The organism is Nodosilinea sp. LEGE 07298, assembly GCF_015207265.1.
Lineage (GTDB): Bacteria > Cyanobacteriota > Cyanobacteriia > Phormidesmidales > Phormidesmidaceae > Nodosilinea.
In genome coordinates this window covers 1-20,866 of the sequence record NZ_JADEXE010000098.1, presented here as the reverse complement: position 1 = coordinate 20,866, position 20,866 = coordinate 1, and the positions used below count along the sequence as shown (strand labels likewise).

The following is a 20,866-nucleotide window of genomic DNA, read 5'->3' as shown; positions in this document are numbered from 1 at the left end:
CTCTGGGGGCGGGCTTCAACCCGATTTTGACCGGGCGGGAAAACATTTTTGCCAACATGTCGATTTTGGGCCTCACCACCCAGCAGATTAAGCAGCGCTTTCATGAGGTGGTCGAGTTTGCCGAAATTGAAGAAGCCATTGACGCCCCGGTACAGACCTACAGCTCGGGGATGGCGGCGCGGCTGGGATTTGCCTGCGCAATCTACACCGAGCCCAATATTCTGCTGATTGATGAGGTGCTGGCCGTAGGCGATGCCCGCTTTAAGGCCAAGTGCTACCGCCGCCTCTACGAACTCAAGCAGCGGGGAGTGGCCTTCATTTTGGTCAACCACAATTCCCAGGCCATTCTCAACATTTGCGACCAGGCCATCTATCTGACCAGGGGAGCGCTGGTGACCCAGGGCGAGGTCAATGCGGTGGTAGATCACTACGAGCGCGATTTGTTTCTCAACAGCATCGAGCGCTCCGAAAACCGCATGATTTTTCCGCCTAAAGACTCCGGCGACAGCAGCGGCGTTGATTTTCGAGACCTGTTCTTTCGGGACGGCGACGGGCAGCCCACTCAGACCCTATCGACGGGCGAACCCCTCAGCCTGTGCGCCGTCTGCGAGGCCCACGACAGCTATAGCGGGGTAGCTCTCGACATTCGCATTGCCAAAGTGGGCGGTATTGAGAGCGCGGGCTATGTTTTGTCGCTGCGGGGGCAAAACGACAATGCCTTTTCCCAGCTGTCGCCGGGGCTGTCAGAAATTCGGCTACAGATGCCTTACCTGGGGCTGGTTCCGGGGGTGTACAGCGCTCAAATTCGCCTGCGCAAAGACGCGATTTACACCTTTGACGTAGTCGAGTCGTTTCGCTTCACGGTGACATCTCAGCAAAACGTCAGCAAGTGTCAGTTCTATCAGCCGCGCAGCTGGTCAACGGTGCCGGTGATAGCGCCAGTGTCCGTTAGCCAACCGCTGCCCTAGAATTTTGCGGCTAGTTCGAGACATTTTTAGGCAGGATTAGAGAGAAGGGTTAGACCATGGTTCAACCTCAGCTCAGCGTTATTATTCCGACCCACAATCGGCCGCATCTGCTGCCCTTGGCGGTGCGCAGTGCCCTGCAGCAGACCTACTCCGATCTGGAGGTTGTGGTGGTGGACGATGCCTCTGACCCGCCCGTACAGCTGCCCGACGATCCCCGCGTGCGGATCATTCGCCTCGATCCAGGGCGAGGTGGGGCGGGGGCACGCAATGCGGGTACTGAGGCAGCTCGTGGGCGCTATGTCACCTACTTAGACGATGATGACGTACTGCTACCCCATATGGCGGCGGTGTCGATGGCAGCGCTGGAGTCGGCTCCACCGGGATCGCCAGTGGGAGTGTTGTCAGGGTTGAGTAAGGTGGATGGCCACGGGGAGGTATTGCTGACTCGTCTACCTCCTTCCCACTGCCCCAAAGGCGGCCATTTCTTTTTAGAAGAGCCGGAGCCGGGGCGATCGCCCCACACCAAGCAAACCTTGGTGGTCGAGCGTGACGTGGTGCTGGCGATTGGCGGCTGGGATGAAACCTTTCGATCGCGGGTGCATTCGGAGTTCTTTTTGCGGCTCAACCCGGCCTGCACGCTGATTGGCTTGCCTACGGTCACCTATCACCTGCTGACCCACACGGGCACACGAGTGTCGGGCAACCCGGCCCTGCGCCAGGAGAGTTTTAACCGGCTGATTGAAAAGCATCGGGCCGCCTTTGAGGCCCATCCCAAGATGTTTGCCGAGTTTGTCTACAAGCACGCCAAAACCTCCTACGAAATGGGCCAAGCCGGTGCGGCGCTGACCCACTGGCTCTGGGCGCTGCGGCTGCATCCTCGCCACATTGGTTCGATCGCAGCCTATACCGCGATCGACCAGCTCAAGCAGAGTCTGCGGCGGGTGGCGACACCGACCAGCGCCTTGCCACCCGCCTAGGCGCGCTCGTCAGCGGTGACATGAGCCACTCCGCCCTAGGAGATGGCGGGAGACGACGCAAAGGATTGATTAAGGACGTTCTATGATTACCGATATTCTTAATCTGGGCGAGCAAACGACGCTGCGAGGGCAGGTGGTCGTAGTAGGTTCTGGCATTGCTGGGGCCGAGGTGGCCACCCACTTGGCCCGCCACGGGCGCGATGTGGTGCTGCTGGAGAGCGGCCGCGATCGCTTTGACCCGGCTATTCAAGCCCTCAACGATGTGGTCTTTTTAGCCAAGCGCCACCGCGAGCTTGACCCCGACTCCTACTACCACCGCTACCTCCCCCCCGAGCTGCGGGGTGTGAGCCGAGTGCGGCAGTTTGGCGGCACCAGCAACGTGTGGACCGGCAAGTGGAAGTACCTGCAACCCTCCGACTTTGAGCCTCGCCCCTGGGTACCTAACAGCGGCTGGCCAATTGCCTTTGATGAGTTGCTGGATCACTACCGATCTGCTGCGGCAGACTACGGCTTTGGCAACCTGGAGGCCGAGGCCCAGCGGGCTGAAATCGTGGCGCTGCGATCGGAGTTGGCAACCAGCGGCCTAAAAATGAGCAGCTTTTATTGGGAAGAGACCCCCACCCGCACCGCCAAACGCTTTGGCGACGAAATGCGCCGGGCCACCAACCTGCGAGTGATTTTGGGGGCTACTGTGACCGAGCTGTGCCTGGATGAGGCCCACCGTCGGGTCACTACAGTGCGCTGTCGATCGCTGGAAGGACGCGAGTTGACTGTTGAGGCCGACGCCATTGTGCTGGCGACGGGGGCGCTGGAGTCGGCCCGCCTTTTACTGGCCAGCGATCGCCAGCTGCCCGGCGGCATTGGCAATAGCCACGACCTGGTGGGGCGGTTTTACACCGACCACCCCAAACACCACACGGGCACGCTGCGCCCCGGCCCCCTGGCCCGTCAGTATGCCAGCGAGCTACAGTACGCCCCCAAGCCCCGGTTCTGCATCTGTTTTGCCCTCGACGACGCCACCCAGCAGGCCCATCAGCTGCTAGAGCACGTGCTCTACCTGAAGCCAATCTACGAAACCCGGTGGGATAGCCTGGGGCGGCTAGTGCGAGGGCGACCCGCCTGTCGAGATGGCAATGGCGCGATCGCCAGCTATCGGGTCAAGTTTGTCACCGAACAGGTGCCCCACATCGACAGCCGTATTACCATCGGTACCGAGCTGGATCCCCTAGGTCAGCGTAAAACAGTCCTGGATTGGCAATTTACTGAGCAGGATCACCGCTCGAACGAGAAAATTCTGGAATTGCTGACCCAGCGGTTTGCTGAGGCGGGGCTGGGCCACTTTGACTTTGGCGATCAGCCGCCCACCCTTGAGAACATGACCGACGCCGCCCACCAGATGGGCACCACCCGGATGGCCTACCGTCCTGAAGAGGGGGTGGTCGATACCGACTGCCGCGTGTTTGGCACCGAAAACGTTTATGTGGCTAGCTCAGCGGTGTTTCCCACCGGACCATCCTACTCGCCTACCTTTACCATTTTGGCCCTGGCCCGCCGTCTGGGGCAGCACCTGCTACAGTCCACGCCGCCAGCACCGGGGGCGGTGCATCTAGCGTCAGCCGCCGAAGACGCTGCGGTGCCTCTGGCTGGTACTCCCGGCTAGCGACCAAGCCTCCAAAACCTTGAGTTTGCCCACACCCGTCGACCTCTACCCGCTACGACCATGAGCCATTCCCTCCCTGTGTTCTCGATTGTGATCCCGACCTACAATCGGCCCGATCGCCTAGCGAGCTGCCTGCAAAGCCTGACTCAGCTGAGCTATCCCCGCGATCGCTTCGAGGTGATCGTGGTTGACGACGGCAGCAGTCCACCCATTGCCCCAGTAGCAGAGTCCTTTGAATCGACCCTCAACCTCACCCTGCTGCATCAAGACAACAGCGGCCCCGCCTGCGCTCGCAATACGGGCGCGGCTCATGCTCAGGGCGAATATCTAGTGTTTACCGATGACGACTGCCAGCCCTACCCCGACTGGCTAACGGCGCTAGAGACTGCGCTACACCAGCAGCCCACAGCGCTGGTAGGCGGCTACACCGTAAATGCCCTACCTGAGAACCTGTTTTCAACCGCCAGTCAGCTGCTGATTGACTACCTGTACGACTACTACAACAGTCGCCACCAGCCCAGCTTTTTTGCCTCCAACAACTTTGCGATGGCTAGCGAGCAGTTCTGCCAAAGCGGCGGGTTCGATACCTCCTTTCCGCTGGCGGCAGGGGAAGACCGGGAGTTTTGCGATCGCTGGCTACAGCTAGGGCTGCCCCTGGCCTATGCGCCCGAGGCCAAGGTCAGGCACACTCACCACCTGTCGCTGCGGCGGTTTTGGCGGCAGCACTTTAACTATGGTCGGGGGGCTTACTGCTTTCACCAGGTGAGGGCTCGTCGGGTCGATGAGCAGGTCAAGGTGGAGCCGCTACAGTTTTATTGGCAGTTGCTCACCTACCCCCTTTCGCGACAGCCACAGATTCAGGCTATTAGGTTGTCGGGGCTGCTATTTTTATCTCAGGTAGCCAACGTGGCCGGATTTTTCTGGGAGCGCAGTCAGCAGAAAACCACTGCCGCCTCAACTTCAGCAGCTTCCTGCTAATCTGCGACTCAGGTCTGTGCCGGGTCTTAGCTCCAGTTTGATGCCTTTCCTGCTAGCTGTTTTCTCGTGAGTTTAGGGATCTTTTTCCACTATGAAACTGCAATCCTTCAGCCATTCCCAGCAAAAGATTTTCTTTCTTTGCGGCATTACCGCGATCTATCTGGCGATCGTGGCCTGGCTTGATTTTTTGCAGGGTCCGCCCTATTGGGATGAGGTCAATTTTTGGAAGTCGAGCCTGACCTTTAGCGATAGCCTGCTGCCGTCGCTCTCTGACCTGCGGGAGTATCACAGCCTAAATACCCCCCTGCCATTCATGATTTTTGGATTTTTGGAGTACCTGTTTAGTCAGGGCATGGTGGCGGGGCGGTTATTCAATTTGATTTTGTCTTTAGGGATTGTGGCGATCATTGGCTGGCCCAGTCGGCAAAAGGGCGGTCGGGCCATTTTATGTTTGATTGGGCTATTTTTGTGCCCGTATTTTTTGTTTCTCAGCGGTCGGCTCTACACAGAAATGATCGCTTGTACCTGGGTGCTGCTGGGGTTTGTGGCCTATGTGCGCGATCGCCACTGGGTGAGCTGCCTGGCCTTTGTGCTGGCGATTTCTTCGCGGCAGTACATGCTGGCGTTTCCGATGGCTGTAGCCACCTACGAGTTTTTAGCGATCGCCAACCAGTATCGCCAGGGGCAGCCCGTGAGCCCGCTCCAGCATCAGCGCTGGCTGGCCCCGGCCTTGGCCAGCCTGTCCTTTTTGGGCTGGGTGGTGCTATTTGATGGGCTTGCTCCCTCCAGTGCGATCGTCTCTCATGCCCCCGAGGTCCAAAAAAGCAACCTGTCCCTTACTCCTGGTGGTGCGATCAACTTTCTCGGGTTTGTGGGTGCTTACATCGTGATTCCAGAATGGCTGCTGTTTCGCCCGACTAACCCCCTGCAATCTTTGCGTAAAAACCAGAAAAAATGGCTGCTGATTGCGATCGGTCTGCTCGTTTTTTGCCTCATCTTTCCGCCTCTAGACACTCCCTACGGCAACATGGGCAAAGTGGCCGACTTACTGCCTTTCTACGCCTTAAACCTGGCCATGTATTACGGTCTGGCCCTGCTCACCTGCCTACGCTTTTCTAAGCCAGATTTGCTGTTCTGGATAGTGGTTTTCAACGCCCTCATTATGATGAAAGCCATTCCCTGGGATCGCTACGTGCTGCCCCTGGTAGTTACCTTCTGGTATCTCAAATCGATTCATTATCCTGAGACTGTCCACGCGGCTGCCCCAACCCAGACCGATACCGAACCCCAGCTGGCCTAGCTCATCGCTATTAGCGGCAGGGCTTAAATTTTCGACTGGGAATAGCGGCGGCTGAGCTGGCGCTACCGCTGCTTGTTGTGGACACCCAGTCGAGCAGTTGGGCAATCTGGTGACCCAGGGTAACTGGGTCAAAGGGTTTAGCAATCACCCCTGTTACGCCCATCTGCTCAAATTGGGCATAGTCCCTCGCCATCACGTGGGACGTCAGCAGCACAATGGGAATATGGTAGGTTTTGGGGTGAATTTGGAGAGCAGTCACCAGGGCTACCCCCGTTAGCCGGGTCACAGAAATCTCCAGCAAAATGGCATCCCAATGAGGGGTAGTCTCGAAATCTACGGTACTGGGGTCGCAGCAGGTGGTTACCTGCCAGCCCTCAAACTCCGCCAGAGCATCCTGTACTAAGACGCAAATATCAGGCTCGTTGTCAACTAGCAGCAGATGGCGAGTAGCGTCTTTATCCTCAGCGACCCGGCGACACCTGCGGTGAGAGAAGGCCGACGCTGGTGGCAGGTCGGTTGTGGGAGAGTCGACCATACGATTTTTAAGGGTTAATCCTGAGTGAAGAGCGGCGCGAAAAAATGCTCCAGGGAACAGCCCAAGACGCGATAGTAAACCCAAACCTAAATCCAGCGATTGGCTAACCCGTTGTACGCGCTTAGACGGCTTGTTTTAGGTGGTCAAACTGCGATCTAATCAACCTGCTAATGCAGCCTCTACGCCTAAACTGAACGAGCGATCAACCTGAGACAGCATTAACATAAGTTAAGAAGTAATTTGGTGTCCACTCAAGATCGCAAGATATTGCGGCAAGATAAAATTGCCAACCCTGAGGTTTATAATTTGGGTTACTTTGGGTCGTTTTTATGTCTTGATCGGGCTTGTAATCGGGTCGTTCTTTAAGTAATTTTGACGGCGAGTGTAGTGACAACTAGCACCGAAATTCACCTTGTTTACCTTTAAGGTCGGCTGCTATTTTGCGATCGCCATCGCTCACATTAGGCGCAAAATCATGTCTGTGTAACGAATGACTCAAGCTATGAACTCAGGCGATCGCCGCAAACGGGGGGTTGTGCTTAGCGCCCAGGGCTGGCAGCGCCTGCGAGCTGCTGAGCAGCAGCTGTCGGCCCAGCAAAATAATGGGAACCCTTATACCCTAGACCAGCTTTGCGCTGTTACCGGGTTGAGCGCCAATACCCTGGTTAAGGCTAGAAGGCGGCAAAAGCCCGTTGACCTCACCACCCTAGACACCTACTTTGGGGCGTTTGACCTCGGGCTGACGGCCGATGACTACCTGCTTCCCGAAGATACCCAGCGGCTCGAAACGTCGCTTACTGTCCAGCGGGGTCCCCTAAACGGCCCGTTGCCTCTCGATTCGCCGTTCTACCTCTATCGGCCTGGGGTCGAGGCTAGCGCTACCCAAGAAATTTTGACGGCCGGAGCCCTGGTGCGCCTCAAAGCGCCTCGCCAATTTGGCAAAACCTCACTCCTTAATCTGATGCTGGGCCATGCCCAAGATTATGGCCTGCGGCTAGCGGTGGTTAGTCTGCAGGCGATCGATCGCGGTTGCCTGGGAGACCTCAACCAAACCCTGCGCTGGTTTTGTGCGGTGGTGGCCCGGTCCCTGGGGCTGCCGAACCAACTCGATCAGCGGTGGGACGGGCTATTTGGCGGTAGTTATAGCTGCACCGATTATTTTGAAACTTACCTACTGCCGGCCTCAGATCAGCCCCTGCTGCTGGTGATCGATGACCTGGATGAGCTGTTTGCCTACGGCGAGGTCGCTACTGACTTTTTAGGCATGCTGCGGGCCTGGTACGAGCAGGGCCGCTACGGGACGGATCAAAACCTCTGGCCACAGCTGCGGCTGGTAATTGCGCACTCGACCGAAGCCTGGCTGCCCCTGAGCCTTCATCAATCACCCTTTAACGTGGGGTTTTCGATTGAGCTGCCTCCCTTTAGCCTTGACCAGGTCCAGGAGCTGGCCCTGCGCTATGGCCTGGCTCCAGACGACAACGATCTGCTGCGGTTGCTTGACCTGGTTGGGGGGCACCCCTACCTAACCCAGCTCAGCCTGTTTCACCTGACTCAGCAGCAGACCCTAGACACCATCCTTGAGCAGGCTGTGGCCTACGACGGCATCTACAGCAGTCATTTGCGCCGCCAGGTGGAGGTGCTCGAAGCCGAGACGGACCTCAGCGCGGCCATGGTTCAGGTGGCCACTAGCTCAGAGGGGGTGAGGCTGCCGCCCCAGCTCTCATTTCGGTTGCAAGGGCTCGGGCTGGTCCGCTTTAGACAGCAGCTAGCGGTGGCCAGTTGTGAGCTGTATCGCCAGTATTTTGCCACTCTGCCGGAGAATTAGTGCTCACTCAGCCGCTGAAGTCGCCCTACCAGGTGGGGGGCAGCCTGCCGCCCACCGCTCCTACCTACGTGCAGCGGCGTGCCGACGCCATACTCCAGCAGCAGCTGCTAGAGGACCATTTTTGCTACGTGTTCAACGCCCGGCAGATGGGCAAGTCGAGTCTGCGGGTGCACACTATGGCAGCGCTGAGTCAGCTGGGGGTACACAGCGTAGCGATTGATTTAACCGCGATCGGTAGTCAGCATATTACGGTTGATCAATGGTACGCCGCGATCGCCGCTTCCCTGGTGCGAGGGCTGAGCCTACCCATCGCTCTAAGCCAGTGGTGGCGCGGCCAGACCCACCTGCCACCTGTGGCCCGCCTGGCCGCGCTTATCGATCACGTTTTACTGCCTGGCCTGGCGGCACCCCTGGTCATTTTTATTGACGAAATCGACAGCATTCTAGGGCTAGCCTTTCCCACCGATGACTTTTTTGCCCTGATTCGCACCTGCTTCAACCGCCGCGCCGACAATCCTGCTTATCAGCGGCTGACCTTTGCTCTATTTGGGGTTGCGACCCCTAATGATCTGATGGCCGACAAGGCCCGTACCCCCTTCAATATTGGCCAGGCCATCGCGCTGGAGGGGTTTACTCTGGCGGAGGCTCAGCCCCTGGTTGAATCGCTCCAGCCCTGGGTGAGCGATCCCCAACCGGTGCTAGAGCGAGTGCTGCATTGGACCGGTGGCCAACCCTTTTTAACCCAAAAGCTTTGCCACTTAATCGTCAGCACCGTGGCCATCCAGACGAGCGCAGCGGCCGCCCCCTGGGTAGACCAGCTGGTACAGAGCCACTTGATCGATAGCTGGGAACTCCACGACGAACCTGAGCACCTCAAAACCATGCGCGATCGCCTCTGGTACCAGCCCCAGCGCCTGGGGCAACGCCTGGGCCTCTATCAGCAGGTGCTCGACCGGGGGACCGTTGCAGTTGATAATTCGCTCAGCCAGGCTGAACTGCTGCTGGTGGGTCTAGTTGAGCGTCGCGGCGGCTATCTGCAGGTCAAAAATCCAATCTATCGAGCTGTCTTTAGCCCTGCCTGGGTGCGGCAGCAGCTCAACGATCTGCGCCCCTACGCGTCTGCCCTCAATGCCTGGGTGGCCTCGGGCTATACCGATGAATCGCGGCTGCTGCGGGGCCAGGCCCTGCACGAAACCCTGGCCTGGGCCGAGCACCAGCGCCTTGGTTCCCTCGACTATCGGTTTTTGGCGGCCAGTCAGGCTCTCGACCAGCGTGAGGCACTGGCCAGGGTAGAAGCCGATCGCCTAGTCGAGGTCGAGGCCCGGCTCACGGTAGAGCACCAGCGCCGCCTAGAGCAGCAGCGGCACTTAGACCATCAGCGCCTGCTGCTGGGGGCGATGACAATGGCCCTGGTGGCCGCTACCGGTCTCGGCTTTGTAGCCCGTCGCCAGTATCGTCAGGCGACCCAAAATGAGGCCTATGCCATTGTGCGCAGTGCCGAGGCATTGCACTCTTCTCAACAGTCCTTTGAGGCACTGCTAGAGGCGATTCGAGGCCAGCAGCGGCTGAGGCAGTCGCCGGGGAGCGACCTCGCCCTACAGGCCCAAACCAACGCCATTTTGGAGCGCATTGTGCTGGGTATTCACCAAAAAAACCGGCTCAGCGGTCACCGAGCGGCGGTGTTGGCTGTCAGCTTTAACCCTGGGCCAGACCGCGCGGGTCAGCTGGCCACTGCTGGGGTCGATGCCACTATTCACCTGTGGCAGCCCGACGGCACCTTGATCGCTACCCTGGTCGGCCATCAGGCGACTATTCGTACGCTCTCATATACCCCCGATGGCCGCTATCTAGCCTCGGCTGGCGACGATGGGACCATTCGCCTGTGGACAGCGGCAGGAGCGCCAGAACGCATTATTCAAACCTCTATTCGCGGCATTTGGAGCATGGCTATCAGCCCTGATGGTGCAACGCTGCTGGTGGGGGGAAGCGGTAACCAGGTAGAGGCCTTCAGTCTGGGAGGGGAAACTGTGGGTCGATTTCAGCATCCCGGCGAGGTGACCGGTATTCGAGCCGTAGCCTACAGCCCCAAAGGAGATGCGATCACCTTGGGGGGCAACAACAACACAATTTCGATCTGGCGGCCCGATGGCCAGTACTTGGATGCCCTGAATGGCCACAGTGCCCCAGTGCACACCTTGGCCTTTAATCCGGCTGGCGATCGCCTGGTCAGCGGCAGCCTCGATAAAACCATCAAACTGTGGACCCTAGAGGGCACCTTGCTGAAAACCCTGGTGCACCACAAGGCCCCGGTCAAAGAGATTGCCTTTAGCCCCAGCGGGCAGGAATTTGTCTCTGCCAGCTGGGATAAAACCCTGGCCCTGTGGAGCGCTAGTGGTACTCTGCTGACGACCCTAGAGGGCCACAGCGCCGCCGTTTGGGGAGTTGCCTACAGCCCCGATGGTACAACTATCGCCTCCGCCGGGGCCGACAACCAGGTGCTGCTATGGCAGCCGCACAATCCCTTTTATCAAAAGCTTCAGGGGTTGAGCAGCCTTGCCCTGGGAGCGGTTTTTAGCCCCGATGGGCAAACACTGGCTACCGCAGGCAGCAACCAGTATCTCACCTTGATCTCTACCGCCAATGCCACGGTAAAAAGCCTGGAGGCTCACCGGGCCGGCATTACCAGCCTGGCACTACACCCCACTCAGCCCTGGCTGACCTCTGCCAGTGAAGACGCCACCCTTAAGCTGTGGGACTTTGAGGGTAATTTAAAGCAGACCATCGGCGATCATGACGGAGCTCTTTTAGGGGTCGCCTGGCACCCCAGCGGCGAGGAACTGGTGGCCAGTACCGTGACGGGTCAGCTCTACCGGTGGGCTGCCGATGGCAGCGCGATCGCCGACTGGTCGGGCGCACCTGCTCCAATTTGGGACGTGGCCTACAGCCCCGATGGCACTCAATTTGCTACCGCCAGCAACGATGGCAAGCTGCGGCTGTGGAGCCGTTCGGGCGATCTGCTGCATACCTTAGAGCACGGCTCGGCGGTGTGGCGGGTGGCCTACAGCGCCGATGGTAGCCTGCTAGCTACCGGCAGCGGCGATAATACAGCCCGTCTGTGGCGACCCGATGGCACCTTGGTAACCACGCTCACAGGCCACCAAGCGGCGGTTTGGGGAGTAGTTTTTAGCCCCGATGGTAGCCTGTTGGCCACCGCCAGTATTGACGAAACTGTTAAACTCTGGAGCCTCGACTGCCGCGCAGGCCAACTCTGCCCGCGCGGAGTGCTTCCCCAGCCAAATACGGCCTTGATTGGCACCCTGAAACAGCACAATTCTGGAGTCCGCAGCGTGGCTTTTAACCGCGAGGGCACCGTGCTGGCCTCGGTAGGAGACGACGAAACCGTAGTGTTCTGGAACCTGGAGCCGATTTTGACCCTCGCCCCCCTCAGCTACGGCTGCGACTGGGTGGCCGATTATCTCCGCACTAACAGCACGCTTAAAGCGGGCGATCGCAATCTCTGTCAGGGGCTTGAAACCGGCCTTTAAACACCGCGAGGATGCCAGTCGACTAAGCTACCGGCATCCTCACGCTGAATATCTTGACGCTAGCTCTTGACCAATCTAGAGCACGCCTAAATTCGCTAGACCCAAAATTGCCCCAGCCCCTAGCAGGTGACCAAAGCTGGTGGTTCCTATCAAAGCGGGCAGCCCCATGCCGCCAAAAAACTCTGGGGAAGGTAGTGCGGGCTTAGCATCGGGAATCTGGATGGTGAATCTGCCAATCGCGATCGCCAAAATGTTGCAAACAATCATCACAGCGGCCACCTTAGGGCTCCAAGCGGCCGTATGGGGAACTGTGGCTAAAAGAGGTAGAAATGCCAATGTACCAGCCTCCAAAAAATGCAGTGGGTCGGCAAATCACTTGCCTAGGCCTACTTTTCCACGACGCCAGGAAATTCTGTCGGCTGCCGTTGCAAGACTTTACAATTAATGACATTGTCGCCAAAGACATTGGGCTGAGAATTTGAACAAGGGGCGATCGGGTGCCAAGCTTTCCTTTTGGTCAAGTACCTGCGGGCAACCTCCGTTAGGACTGGCTTTTAAGATCGCGATTTCACCCGCACCCTTGGCCCAATCGAGGGTGGCTCCAAGCCTTTTACTGATTGCCTTTTGCTGATTTTTAAACTGCGAGGTAGAGATACTTTCTATGGAACGAGGACTTCTGTGGCTGCCCCTGCTGGCGGTGTTTATTGGCCTGGCCTGGGCAGGTTGGCATGAGTACCAAAAGGTGCAGGCCTACGAGGCCTGGGCCGCTGAGTTCGATCGCAGCAAGTACGACATTAAAGCCATGCTGGGACAGCAGGGCGACGACCTCACCTGGGGCCGACCTACCCGACAAGGCCCTATCGATCTCACCACCCTGTCTCTCCAGGCCATTACCAGTCTCCGGCTAGAGATCAATGGTCAGCCCGTGACCAACGAGGCTCAGCCTGCCAAGGGAAAGATTGAGCTAGCTTTGGCTACGGCCAGCGGTGAAACTTACCGCATTCCCTTTACCGACAGCGATTTAGCGCTGCGCTGGGAAAAAGCGTTGCATCAATCGTTACAGGCGTTAAAATCGGCATCAGCCTAAAGGCGGCTAGGGTTAGCAAGAGCGAAAATACGCGAGTATAAAGCCCACCTTGTCCCTTAACCCGCGTTTTGTGGCAGATTCCGATCACCGGGCTACCTACAGCCCCTCCTAATGCCATGACCCGCGTTTCTCCCCTCTCCCGCGACGAAATCAAGAGCCGACGACAGAGTCTTAGGCGGCGGCGGCGAATTTCTATCAGCCAGGCGCTGTGGCGGTTTTGGGCGCTCTCTGGCCTCACTGCCGCTATTTTCTGGGGCGCTACCCGCCCGGTCTGGCTGATCCACAGCCCTGCTCAAATTAATGTCAGCGGCAACCATCTGCTCAGCGATGAGGCTGTGCAAAATCTGGTGCCGATCCAGTATCCCCAGGTGTTGATGAAGGTAGAGCCCGAGATTTTGGCCCGTCAGCTACGCGATCGCGGCCCAATCATATCCGCAGAGGTCACCCGGCAGCTCTTGCCACCGCGTCTCAACGTGCGGGTAGAAGAACGGGTGCCCGTGGCCGTGGTGCTACCGGTCGGTGAAGGCGATCGCAGTGCCGATACCCCATACCTGCAGGCTGGGTTTTTAGATGCCCACGGTGCCTGGATGCCCCTGTCTAGTTTTGGCCTGGGCAGCGCCTCACCGCAGTTGCCCACGCTCCAGCTGCGCGGCATTCAGCCTCAGTACCAGCGCTACTGGCCCCAAATCTACGAAACCATCGTGAGCAGCCCGGTCGCTATTACTGAAATTGACTGGCAAGACCCCAATAATCTGGTGCTAGAAACGGCTCTGGGCACCGTCTATCTTGGTCCCTATAGCCCCGAGCTAGAGCAGCAGCTCGCCACCCTCGATCGCATGCGTAACCTACCCAACCAGCTAACCGATACCGAGGTCGCCCGCATTGATCTCAGCAATCCCAATGCTCCCTCAGTCGCGGTGGTAGAAGCCGATGCCCCAGAGCCAGGCACGGTCTCCAGTCCTTAGATCAACCCCACGCCATGGCCCTGACAGCCAGCCTTAGACACCCAAATCGCATTGCCCCAAAAAACTTTGGCCCAAAATTGACTCAATATATTTGGGACGAGGCGTTTATTTTTGGGGTTTCAGTGGTTAAATCAGGTAGTTTAAGACTTGCCAAGGCGATTTGGTTTTTTCTGGCGAAGTACTCTATAGTTGTCTAGAATCAGCCGGGGTTTAGATTCTCAAGGACTTAGGTGTTATCTCGGTTATCTAGTACGGGTAATTAATATATTGTCTACAGCCTTAAATTCTATGCTCCCCGACGATTCCCACGGCAATGGTGCTGGCCACAGCGGCGCTGACTACGAGGCTTACTCGTCTCATCAGGCAGAATCTGTTCCCTCCGACCCGCGCTCGTCGGCTGATGCTGTGACCGCTTTCGCTGGCCCGTCTAACCCGTTTAGCTACGGCGAGCTTAACTCCAGTCAACCCCACAATGCCAGAGCTATGCCCGGAGAAACGTACACCAACAACACGGCTTTGCCCAGTAGCGTCGCCCGCATTAAGGTAATTGGGGTCGGCGGCGGCGGCTGCAACGCCGTCAACCGCATGATTAGCAGCGGCCTCGCGGGTATTGAGTTCTGGTCGGTCAATACCGACGCCCAGGCGCTTGACAATACCACCATGACCAACAGCCTCCACATTGGTCAAAAGCTGACCCGAGGGCTGGGGGCTGGAGGCAACCCCGCCATTGGCCAAAAGGCCGCCGAAGAATCACGGGAAGAAATTGCTGCCGCCTTAGAAGAATCTGACCTGGTTTTTATCACCGCTGGTATGGGCGGGGGAACCGGCACGGGCGCGGCCCCAGTCGTAGCTGAGGTTGCTAAAGAAGCCGGTGCCTTGACCGTTGGCGTGGTTACGCGACCCTTTACCTTTGAGGGTCGCCGCCGCATGAACCAGGCCGACGAGGGCATTGCTGCTCTCCAGGGGCGAGTCGATACGCTGATTATCATCCCCAACGACAAGCTGCTGTCGGTAATTTCTGAGCAAACCCCGGTGCAGGAGGCCTTTCGCACTGCCGACGATATTCTGCGCCAGGGGGTGCAGGGTATTTCTGACATTATTACGATCCCCGGTCTGGTCAACGTCGACTTTGCCGATGTGCGAGCCATCATGGCCGATGCGGGCACGGCGCTGATGGGTATCGGTATGGGGTCGGGCAAGTCGCGGGCTCGGGAAGCGGCGATCGCTGCGATCTCCTCTCCCCTACTCGAATCGTCCATCGATGGAGCTTCTGGGGCCGTGTTTAACGTCACGGGTGGCTCTGACCTTACCCTCCACGAAGTCAATGCTGCTGCCGAGATCATCTATGAGGGGGTTGATCCCAACGCCAACATCATCTTTGGCGCTGTAATCGACGATCGCATGCAGGGTGAGGTGTGCATCACCGTGATTGCCACCGGCTTTAATCACCGGGCTGGAGCGCAGCCCGAGCTCGACGTTGCCCGTGTTACTCCCTTTAAGCGCACCCTGTCGGCCCCCCCGATTACCCCTCCAGCCAGCAGTGGTGGTTCAGGTGGCCTTGGGGCCGGGTTAGATATTCCTGAGTTTTTACAGCGGCGACGGCCTAACAACAACCGCTAGTGATGACCACACCGCCCCTCTGGCCTACGGCCCTAACCATCGCTGGTTCTGACAGCGGTGGTGGGGCTGGCATTCAGGCCGATCTGCGCACCTTTGCTTTTCACCGCGTCCACGGCACCTGTGCTCTCACCTGCGTAACCGCCCAAAACACCTTGGGGGTAACACGAGTCGATGCCCTGCCGCCCGAGGCCGTTATTGCTCAGCTAGACGCGATTACCAGCGACATCGCGGTCCAGGGAATCAAAACTGGCATGTTGCTCAACCAGGGCATTATTCAGGCGGTAGCTCAGACCCTAACCTCGCTGCCTCAAGACATTCCCGTGGTTGTGGATCCGGTCATGGTGTCGCGTATCGGGGCACAGCTAATTGACGATGACGCGATCGCTACCCTGACCTGCCGTCTTATTCCCCAGGCTCGCATCCTCACTCCCAATCGCCATGAGGCCCAGTTGCTCAGCGGTTTAGAGATTTCTACTCTAAAAGATATGGAAGCCGCCGCCCGTCATATTCACCAGCTCGGGCCTCAGGCAGTGCTCGTGAAAGGGGGCGGTATGGCCGATCACCTCCGCAGCACCGATGTCTGGTTTGACGGACAGGAGGTGAAAGTACTGGTTGCCGAAGTTGTAGAAACAACCCATACCCATGGCACAGGCTGCACTCTATCGGCAGCGATCGCCGCTAACTTGGCCCTGGGTAAAGCCCCGCTAACCGCTGTTAAAGACGCTAAAGACTATGTGACTAGCGCACTGAAGCATGCCTTAGCTATTGGTAAAGGCCAAGGCCCAGTCGGTCACTTCTTCCCACTGCTGACCAACCATCTGTAGGGTGCATTCGCTCTAGCAAGGCACCACAGAGAAACTACGGCCTGGCAAGCGTTACAAGCAAAGCCACATTGATTGCCCAATACACCTTGTGCAACCGATAACGCCATTACGGGTTGGGTGGTTGTGGCCAGACCGAATCCCAATCGGGGCATTGGTGTTCTGCTTCGGGGCCAAAGGGATGCATGGCGCACACCAGCGTGTTGCCACCGAAGGACTGACCATAGAAATTGCGGCAGCCGACACAGGCGGGATAATTTTGCAGCAGCGGCTCAACGGTGCTGTTGATGGGGCTAGAGACTGCCTCAAACCACTGGTCAATGCCGGAGAGACCCGTTACGAGCGGGCCTAAAATTTCGTCAAGTTGGTCAACGACTTCGTCAATCTGCACGTTGAGCGTAAACCGAAAGGGGCCTACCGCATTGTTTAGCTCATCTACAATGCGATCGATCTCGGGGTCAATCGCCTCTTGCACCTGATCAGCCCACTGATCGGTTGTCTGTACCAGGGCGTCAGAGGCGTGGGCCAACTGCTCAGTCAGCTCATCTAGCCAGCGCTCGGTATCTTCGCTCAGCTGCTGGGTAAAGCTGTGTATAGTGTTGTCAAAGGCATCAAACAACTGTTTAGACCAGTCATCCATAGGGCTAATTACTCGACTTGTGCTTGAGGTTTTCTAATTCTTGGCGCAGGGCCGCTACCTGCTCGCGCAGGGCTACCGTTTGGGCATCGACAACGCTAGGAGCGTCATCATCTAAAATCTCGATGGGTCGAGGTTGTGGCAAACTGTCGCTGGGGTTATTGGCCGCTGCCGTATCCTGGGCGCGGTTTACCATATCATTCACCAACCGTTGAGCTTCTTCGGCGGTAATCTCACCCCGTGCTACTAGCTCATTCACCAGGGTTTGAGACTGCTCTCGCAAATCTTTGAAGGTATCGCCTGCCTTTTCTCCGGCATAGGAGGCGACCCCAACCCCTAAATAAAACGCTTTCTTAACTGCATCTCCGAAACCAGCCATAGTCAGCGGTCTCCTTTTCGCGCTGCAACTGATCAGCGTGTTGACAGCCGATGCCGGGTACCCAGGGAGCATGCCGCCCCTATTATGAATAAACCCCGTTGACATCTCTCTACTAACCTGGAGAGATGGCGTTAAGCGGCCAAAACGCAAAAGACCCGGAGTCCACGCCTGTCACAAGCATCCCGTAATGCTGCTACCTTCCGGTCCTGACATGATTTGGGCGTTGCGACCGCATGGGTCCGAGTCATTTTTATTATAACACTCCCCTCCATGACCAACCAACAGCTTCAGCAACAAATTGCCTTTGTAGTTGAGATCGATCGCCTTAAAACCGTTCTGCGCCAAACCCAGCTCATCGATGCCTCCCGCCGCGAAAACAGCGCCGAGCACTCCTGGCACCTGGCCATGATGGTGCTGGTGCTGGCCGAATACGCCCCGGCTGAGGTAGATCTGCAGCACGCTATGCATCAGGTGCTCATCCACGATCTAGTCGAAATCGACGCGGGTGATACCTTTTGCTACGATATCGCTGGCCATCACGATAAAGCTCTGCGAGAGCAGCAGGCTGCCGATCGCATTTTTGGCCTACTACCCACTGCTGCCGGTAGTCGCCTGCGCCAGCTCTGGGATGAGTTTGAGGCCCAGGCTACCCCCACCGCTCGTTTCGCCGCCTCCCTAGACCGCATTCAACCCCTGCTGCATAACTGGCAAACCGGCGGTGGTACCTGGAAGCAACACAATATTTGCCGTGCCCAGGTACTGCAGCGCATGGCTCCGGTTGAAGCGGGTGCCCCAGAGCTGTGGCCCTTTGTGCTGGGGGTGGTTCAAGACTGTGTAGCGGCCGGGTATTTGCAGCCTTAGCCGTCTGCCAAACCAAGGGTGACAGGTGAGTGGGGGGAAGGTTTAAGGTGCACGGCTCACGACAGGCCTTGAACCGTATACCTAAACCTCTATCGTTACCCCTCTCCTTGGGTGCGTAACTCTTGGGCACGCAGATAGAGCTGCACCCACTGGGCTTGAATCTGCCTACTTTTTAGGCCTAGGCGGCGGACTAAGGCATCAATGGGCTGCTCTTCTTTATAGGCCGTTAAAATGGCTTGCTCTTCGGTAGAAAGACCTTGCCAGTACTGATCCCACTGGGTGGGGGTGAGGCCAAAATTGTGCTCTTGTAGTGAGGTTTTAAGCCAGCTCAGCACCATGGCGGGCTGTTCGCGCAGGGCAAAGATGCGCACGGCGTGATAACCAATTTTTTCGCGCAGGCGGTAGACCTGCTGCACTGGCATGTCGAGAGTTTGAGCAATTTGGTCTTGGCTCAGACCTTTGAGATGCAGCTCTAGCCAGCGGGCCGCGGTATCGTCGAGGTTGCGGCTGAGGTAGTTAACGAATGAGGTTTTCACCTGGTGCCTCATGCTCTGCTGCTCTAGCTCGGTTTGCTCTTCCTGGTACTGGTTCCAAGCTTCTACGTCGAGCAGGCTAAGCGAGTCTTCACTGTCGCCGGGGGCAATTTCATCTGAGACCAGGCGAATCAGTTCGCCGGTTGGTACCTGGGTCATGCCGCCCTTTTGGCTGCGCCGCAGATAGTTGACGAAGCGATAGATAATCAGGGGCTGGTTACGAATTGGGCGCAGGCAGTATTCTTCGATACTGGCCAGCATCAGCAGATTACGCAGCCGCGAGTTTTGAGTGCAGGTGGCAATCCATTTGAGCTGCTGGGCTAAATGGCGATCGCTGCGCATCATCTCCTGAATCACTTCTTGAATGACGTCGACCACCGATCGACGGCGATCGCGGCTCAGTGAGATCCAGGTCTTAATTTTATTGCGAATTAGAAATAGACTGCTCAGCCGCTTAATTAAGCGCTGATAGCCCTGATCGGGGCTGATTCCCCAGTAGCGCTGCTGCAAGATGCGATAGCGGTACTCAATCGCCTGCCGTGCGATCGCCAGGTCGGCCTCTGCCAGATTGGCAAATCGCTCTGGCGACTCGCCCAGCAGCCAGCTGACAACACTCTGACAGACCGACTGAGGCTGATCAGGAAAATCTTCATGTAAGCGGGATAACCAATCCTCCGCTATATTGTCTGCCCCGGCCATGCAATCAATCCTTTTCGTGTGTGCTGGGTTGGCTGTAGGCCTATCTTAGTATCTGTTCTCTTCAGACTTACGACTTAGGGCAGTTTTTTAGCTTAGGTTTTCTGCTGAGGCTGGCACCCGTCAAAAGCCTTACGTAAACTTTATGATCGCCGCACTTCTAGAAAGTTTCTGCAAAGGGTCACTCATTGCAGCCCGATTTACTCTATCAGGACGGATAGTGATCACATACCTCCGTGTGTACTTATACGTGGTTTTATTGTGTCAATCATCACACTAAGCACCTCGTAGCTTCGGTACTATTCAACTTGGGTAAGTTCCATGCAGCACCTGCAAAAAGCATAAATTGGCTTTGTTTGTCAGGGTATACGCGGTTGAGTCAGTATGAAATCCTCAAAAAAACAGCACGCGAGTTTCGTCACCAGGGTCTACCATGTTATCCCTTCGTCCAGATAGTTCCGGAAGTGTTACTCCAGGATCTTCCGTAGCCGTTATTCATCCTTCTGCTAAATGCCTTATTAAACGATCTATCGATATTTTAGGAGCCCTAGTGGGCCTGGTTATTCTGGGTTTGGTTGTTGTACCACTAGCGCTGGCCATTAAATTAGACAGTCCTGGCCCCATTTTCTATGCCCAAAAGCGCTACGGTCTCAAGGGAAAGCCCTTCACCATCTGGAAGTTCCGCTCCATGGTGCAAAACGCTGACGTCCTCAAGCAGACGGTCTCTAATCAGGCCCAGGGCCTAATCTTCAAAAACGAGAACGATCCTCGCATTACTCGGGTCGGTCGTCTGCTGCGCCAAGCTAGCCTAGATGAGTTTCCACAGTTTTGGAATGTACTCAAGGGTGATATGAGCCTAGTCGGCACTCGCCCACCTACCGAAGACGAGGTTTCGCACTATAGCCCCCACCACTGGCGGCGGCTTGACGTCAAGCCAGGCATCACTGGACAGTGGCAGATCAGCGGGCGATCGGCAATTAAAGATTTTGAAGAAATTGTACACCTCGACCTGCATTACCAGGATATCTGGTCGCCCCTGTACGACCTGCAGGTGATTGGGAAAACTATTGCAGTTTTGTTGGATCGCAGAGGCGCTTACTAGCATCACGTATACGTACCAATACTAGGGTTGGCTGGGGCTATCGGTATCGGCGGCAATGACCAAATTGTCGCGATGAACCACGGTATCGGCCCCGTTATAGCCCAAAATCTTAGCGATATCCTCCGACTGATGCCCCAGAATGCGCTGTAGCTCTGGGGCATTGTAATTGACAATACCTCTGGCAATGTCTGTACCGCTGGCGTTGCAGAGCACAACTGCATCCTGAGCTTCAAAGTCGCCCTCAATGCGGATAATGCCTGCAGCCAACAGTGATTTACCCCCGTTTAAAATCGCTTGTGCTGCCCCCTGATCGAGGTAAAGGCGTCCGGCAGGGGCAAGGCCAGCGGCAATCCAGCGTTTGCGGGCTGGGCTTGGGT

At 57.2% G+C, this 20,866-nt stretch carries 19 protein-coding genes and 1 other RNA gene; 13 read left to right on the top strand and 7 right to left on the bottom strand.

What is annotated here, in order from left to right; genetic code table 11:
- The 5 genes from IQ273_RS14850 to IQ273_RS14830 all read left to right on the top strand — a co-directional run.
- Positions 1-968: ATP-binding cassette domain-containing protein (locus tag IQ273_RS14850; protein ID WP_194023959.1), on the top strand; the 968-nt coding region annotated here is incomplete at its 5' end.
- A 56-nt stretch (positions 969-1,024) separates the two neighbouring features.
- Positions 1,025-1,945 carry a glycosyltransferase gene (locus IQ273_RS14845; protein WP_194023958.1) on the top strand — a complete coding sequence of 307 codons (921 nt, stop codon included), beginning with the start codon at positions 1,025-1,027 and terminating at the stop codon, positions 1,943-1,945.
- Between the two features lie 82 nt (positions 1,946-2,027).
- Entirely contained in the window at positions 2,028-3,605 is a 1,578-nt protein-coding gene (locus IQ273_RS14840) for a GMC oxidoreductase (protein ID WP_194023957.1), read from the top strand.
- A 60-nt stretch (positions 3,606-3,665) separates the two neighbouring features.
- Entirely contained in the window at positions 3,666-4,583 is a 918-nt protein-coding gene (locus IQ273_RS14835; RefSeq protein WP_194023956.1) for a glycosyltransferase family 2 protein, read from the top strand.
- A gap of 91 nt (positions 4,584-4,674) precedes the next feature.
- The gene (locus tag IQ273_RS14830) at positions 4,675-5,883 is read left to right on the top strand and encodes a hypothetical protein (RefSeq protein WP_194023955.1); all 1,209 of its coding nucleotides are present in this window, start codon (positions 4,675-4,677) and stop codon (positions 5,881-5,883) included.
- A 10-nt stretch (positions 5,884-5,893) separates the two neighbouring features.
- Here IQ273_RS14830 and IQ273_RS14825 read toward each other — a convergent pair whose 3' ends face one another.
- A complete protein-coding gene (locus tag IQ273_RS14825) occupies positions 5,894-6,418 on the bottom strand; it encodes a response regulator (RefSeq protein ID WP_194023954.1) in 525 nt (174 codons plus the stop codon).
- A gap of 490 nt (positions 6,419-6,908) precedes the next feature.
- Between IQ273_RS14825 and IQ273_RS14820 the strand changes: the two genes are divergently transcribed.
- Together IQ273_RS14820 and IQ273_RS14815 are read left to right on the top strand one after the other, a co-directional pair.
- Entirely contained in the window at positions 6,909-8,243 is a 1,335-nt protein-coding gene (locus IQ273_RS14820) for an AAA-like domain-containing protein (RefSeq protein WP_194023953.1), read from the top strand.
- Entirely contained in the window at positions 8,243-11,788 is a 3,546-nt protein-coding gene (locus IQ273_RS14815) for an AAA-like domain-containing protein (protein WP_194023952.1), read from the top strand. The genes IQ273_RS14820 and IQ273_RS14815 overlap by 1 nt, the downstream gene beginning before the upstream one ends.
- 75 nt (positions 11,789-11,863) lie before the next feature.
- Here the strand turns inward: IQ273_RS14815 and psaK are convergent, their stop codons facing one another.
- Positions 11,864-12,124: a photosystem I reaction center subunit PsaK gene (psaK, locus tag IQ273_RS14810; RefSeq protein WP_194023951.1), complete on the bottom strand. Its 261-nt coding sequence runs from the start codon at positions 12,122-12,124 to the stop codon at positions 11,864-11,866.
- A gap of 325 nt (positions 12,125-12,449) precedes the next feature.
- Here psaK and IQ273_RS14805 point away from each other — a divergent pair, with 325 nt between their 5' ends.
- The 4 genes from IQ273_RS14805 to thiD all read left to right on the top strand — a co-directional run bounded on the left by IQ273_RS14805 (position 12,450) and on the right by thiD (position 16,284).
- Entirely contained in the window at positions 12,450-12,875 is a 426-nt protein-coding gene (locus IQ273_RS14805) for a hypothetical protein (protein ID WP_194023950.1), read from the top strand.
- 116 nt (positions 12,876-12,991) lie between these two features.
- Positions 12,992-13,840: a cell division protein FtsQ/DivIB gene (locus tag IQ273_RS14800; RefSeq protein ID WP_194023949.1), complete on the top strand. Its 849-nt coding sequence runs from the start codon at positions 12,992-12,994 to the stop codon at positions 13,838-13,840.
- A gap of 483 nt (positions 13,841-14,323) precedes the next feature.
- Positions 14,324-15,460 carry a cell division protein FtsZ gene (gene ftsZ, locus IQ273_RS14790; protein WP_228053058.1) on the top strand — a complete coding sequence of 379 codons (1,137 nt, stop codon included), beginning with the start codon at positions 14,324-14,326 and terminating at the stop codon, positions 15,458-15,460.
- Between the two features lie 2 nt (positions 15,461-15,462).
- Complete coding sequence (thiD, locus tag IQ273_RS14785) at positions 15,463-16,284, top strand: bifunctional hydroxymethylpyrimidine kinase/phosphomethylpyrimidine kinase (RefSeq protein ID WP_194023947.1); 822 nt, start codon at positions 15,463-15,465, stop codon at positions 16,282-16,284.
- A gap of 106 nt (positions 16,285-16,390) precedes the next feature.
- Here thiD and IQ273_RS14780 read toward each other — a convergent pair whose 3' ends face one another.
- The 3 genes from IQ273_RS14780 to ffs form a co-directional block, all read right to left on the bottom strand.
- Positions 16,391-16,921 (bottom strand): hypothetical protein, encoded by a 531-nt coding sequence (locus tag IQ273_RS14780; protein WP_194023946.1) that lies wholly within the window; start codon positions 16,919-16,921, stop codon positions 16,391-16,393.
- A gap of 4 nt (positions 16,922-16,925) precedes the next feature.
- Positions 16,926-17,297: a phasin family protein gene (locus IQ273_RS14775; protein WP_194023945.1), complete on the bottom strand. Its 372-nt coding sequence runs from the start codon at positions 17,295-17,297 to the stop codon at positions 16,926-16,928.
- A gap of 149 nt (positions 17,298-17,446) precedes the next feature.
- Positions 17,447-17,543: signal recognition particle sRNA small type (gene ffs, locus IQ273_RS14770), an RNA gene on the bottom strand.
- A 24-nt stretch (positions 17,544-17,567) separates the two neighbouring features.
- On the opposite strand from ffs, the gene IQ273_RS14765 reads away from it, so the two are divergent.
- Complete coding sequence (locus IQ273_RS14765) at positions 17,568-18,158, top strand: HD domain-containing protein (RefSeq protein WP_194023944.1); 591 nt, start codon at positions 17,568-17,570, stop codon at positions 18,156-18,158.
- 95 nt (positions 18,159-18,253) lie between these two features.
- Here IQ273_RS14765 and IQ273_RS14760 read toward each other — a convergent pair whose 3' ends face one another.
- The gene (locus tag IQ273_RS14760) at positions 18,254-19,390 is read right to left on the bottom strand and encodes a HetZ-related protein 2 (RefSeq protein ID WP_194023943.1); all 1,137 of its coding nucleotides are present in this window, start codon (positions 19,388-19,390) and stop codon (positions 18,254-18,256) included.
- A gap of 430 nt (positions 19,391-19,820) precedes the next feature.
- Here IQ273_RS14760 and IQ273_RS14755 point away from each other — a divergent pair, with 430 nt between their 5' ends.
- Complete coding sequence (locus tag IQ273_RS14755) at positions 19,821-20,489, top strand: sugar transferase (protein WP_194023942.1); 669 nt, start codon at positions 19,821-19,823, stop codon at positions 20,487-20,489.
- 21 nt (positions 20,490-20,510) lie between these two features.
- On the opposite strand, the gene IQ273_RS14750 is transcribed toward IQ273_RS14755, so the two are convergent.
- On the bottom strand, positions 20,511-20,866 hold a 356-nt coding region (locus IQ273_RS14750), incomplete at its 5' end, for a PUA domain-containing protein (protein ID WP_313898121.1).

Bases quoted from the DNA above. Each gene is read 5' to 3' on its own strand.
- IQ273_RS14845 (WP_194023958.1), top strand. From the start codon at position 1,025: ATGGTTCAACCTCAGCTCAGCGTTATTATTCCGACCCACAATCGGCCG.
- IQ273_RS14840 (WP_194023957.1), top strand. From the start codon at position 2,028: ATGATTACCGATATTCTTAATCTGGGCGAGCAAACGACGCTGCGAGGG.
- IQ273_RS14835 (WP_194023956.1), top strand. From the start codon at position 3,666: ATGAGCCATTCCCTCCCTGTGTTCTCGATTGTGATCCCGACCTACAAT.
- IQ273_RS14830 (WP_194023955.1), top strand. From the start codon at position 4,675: ATGAAACTGCAATCCTTCAGCCATTCCCAGCAAAAGATTTTCTTTCTT.
- IQ273_RS14825 (WP_194023954.1), bottom strand. From the start codon at position 6,418: ATGGTCGACTCTCCCACAACCGACCTGCCACCAGCGTCGGCCTTCTCT.
- IQ273_RS14820 (WP_194023953.1), top strand. From the start codon at position 6,909: ATGACTCAAGCTATGAACTCAGGCGATCGCCGCAAACGGGGGGTTGTG.
- IQ273_RS14805 (WP_194023950.1), top strand. From the start codon at position 12,450: ATGGAACGAGGACTTCTGTGGCTGCCCCTGCTGGCGGTGTTTATTGGC.
- IQ273_RS14800 (WP_194023949.1), top strand. From the start codon at position 12,992: ATGACCCGCGTTTCTCCCCTCTCCCGCGACGAAATCAAGAGCCGACGA.
- ftsZ (WP_228053058.1), top strand. From the start codon at position 14,324: ATGCCCGGAGAAACGTACACCAACAACACGGCTTTGCCCAGTAGCGTC.
- thiD (WP_194023947.1), top strand. From the start codon at position 15,463: ATGACCACACCGCCCCTCTGGCCTACGGCCCTAACCATCGCTGGTTCT.
- IQ273_RS14780 (WP_194023946.1), bottom strand. From the start codon at position 16,921: ATGGATGACTGGTCTAAACAGTTGTTTGATGCCTTTGACAACACTATA.
- IQ273_RS14775 (WP_194023945.1), bottom strand. From the start codon at position 17,297: ATGGCTGGTTTCGGAGATGCAGTTAAGAAAGCGTTTTATTTAGGGGTT.
- IQ273_RS14765 (WP_194023944.1), top strand. From the start codon at position 17,568: ATGACCAACCAACAGCTTCAGCAACAAATTGCCTTTGTAGTTGAGATC.
- IQ273_RS14760 (WP_194023943.1), bottom strand. From the start codon at position 19,390: ATGGCCGGGGCAGACAATATAGCGGAGGATTGGTTATCCCGCTTACAT.
- IQ273_RS14755 (WP_194023942.1), top strand. From the start codon at position 19,821: ATGTTATCCCTTCGTCCAGATAGTTCCGGAAGTGTTACTCCAGGATCT.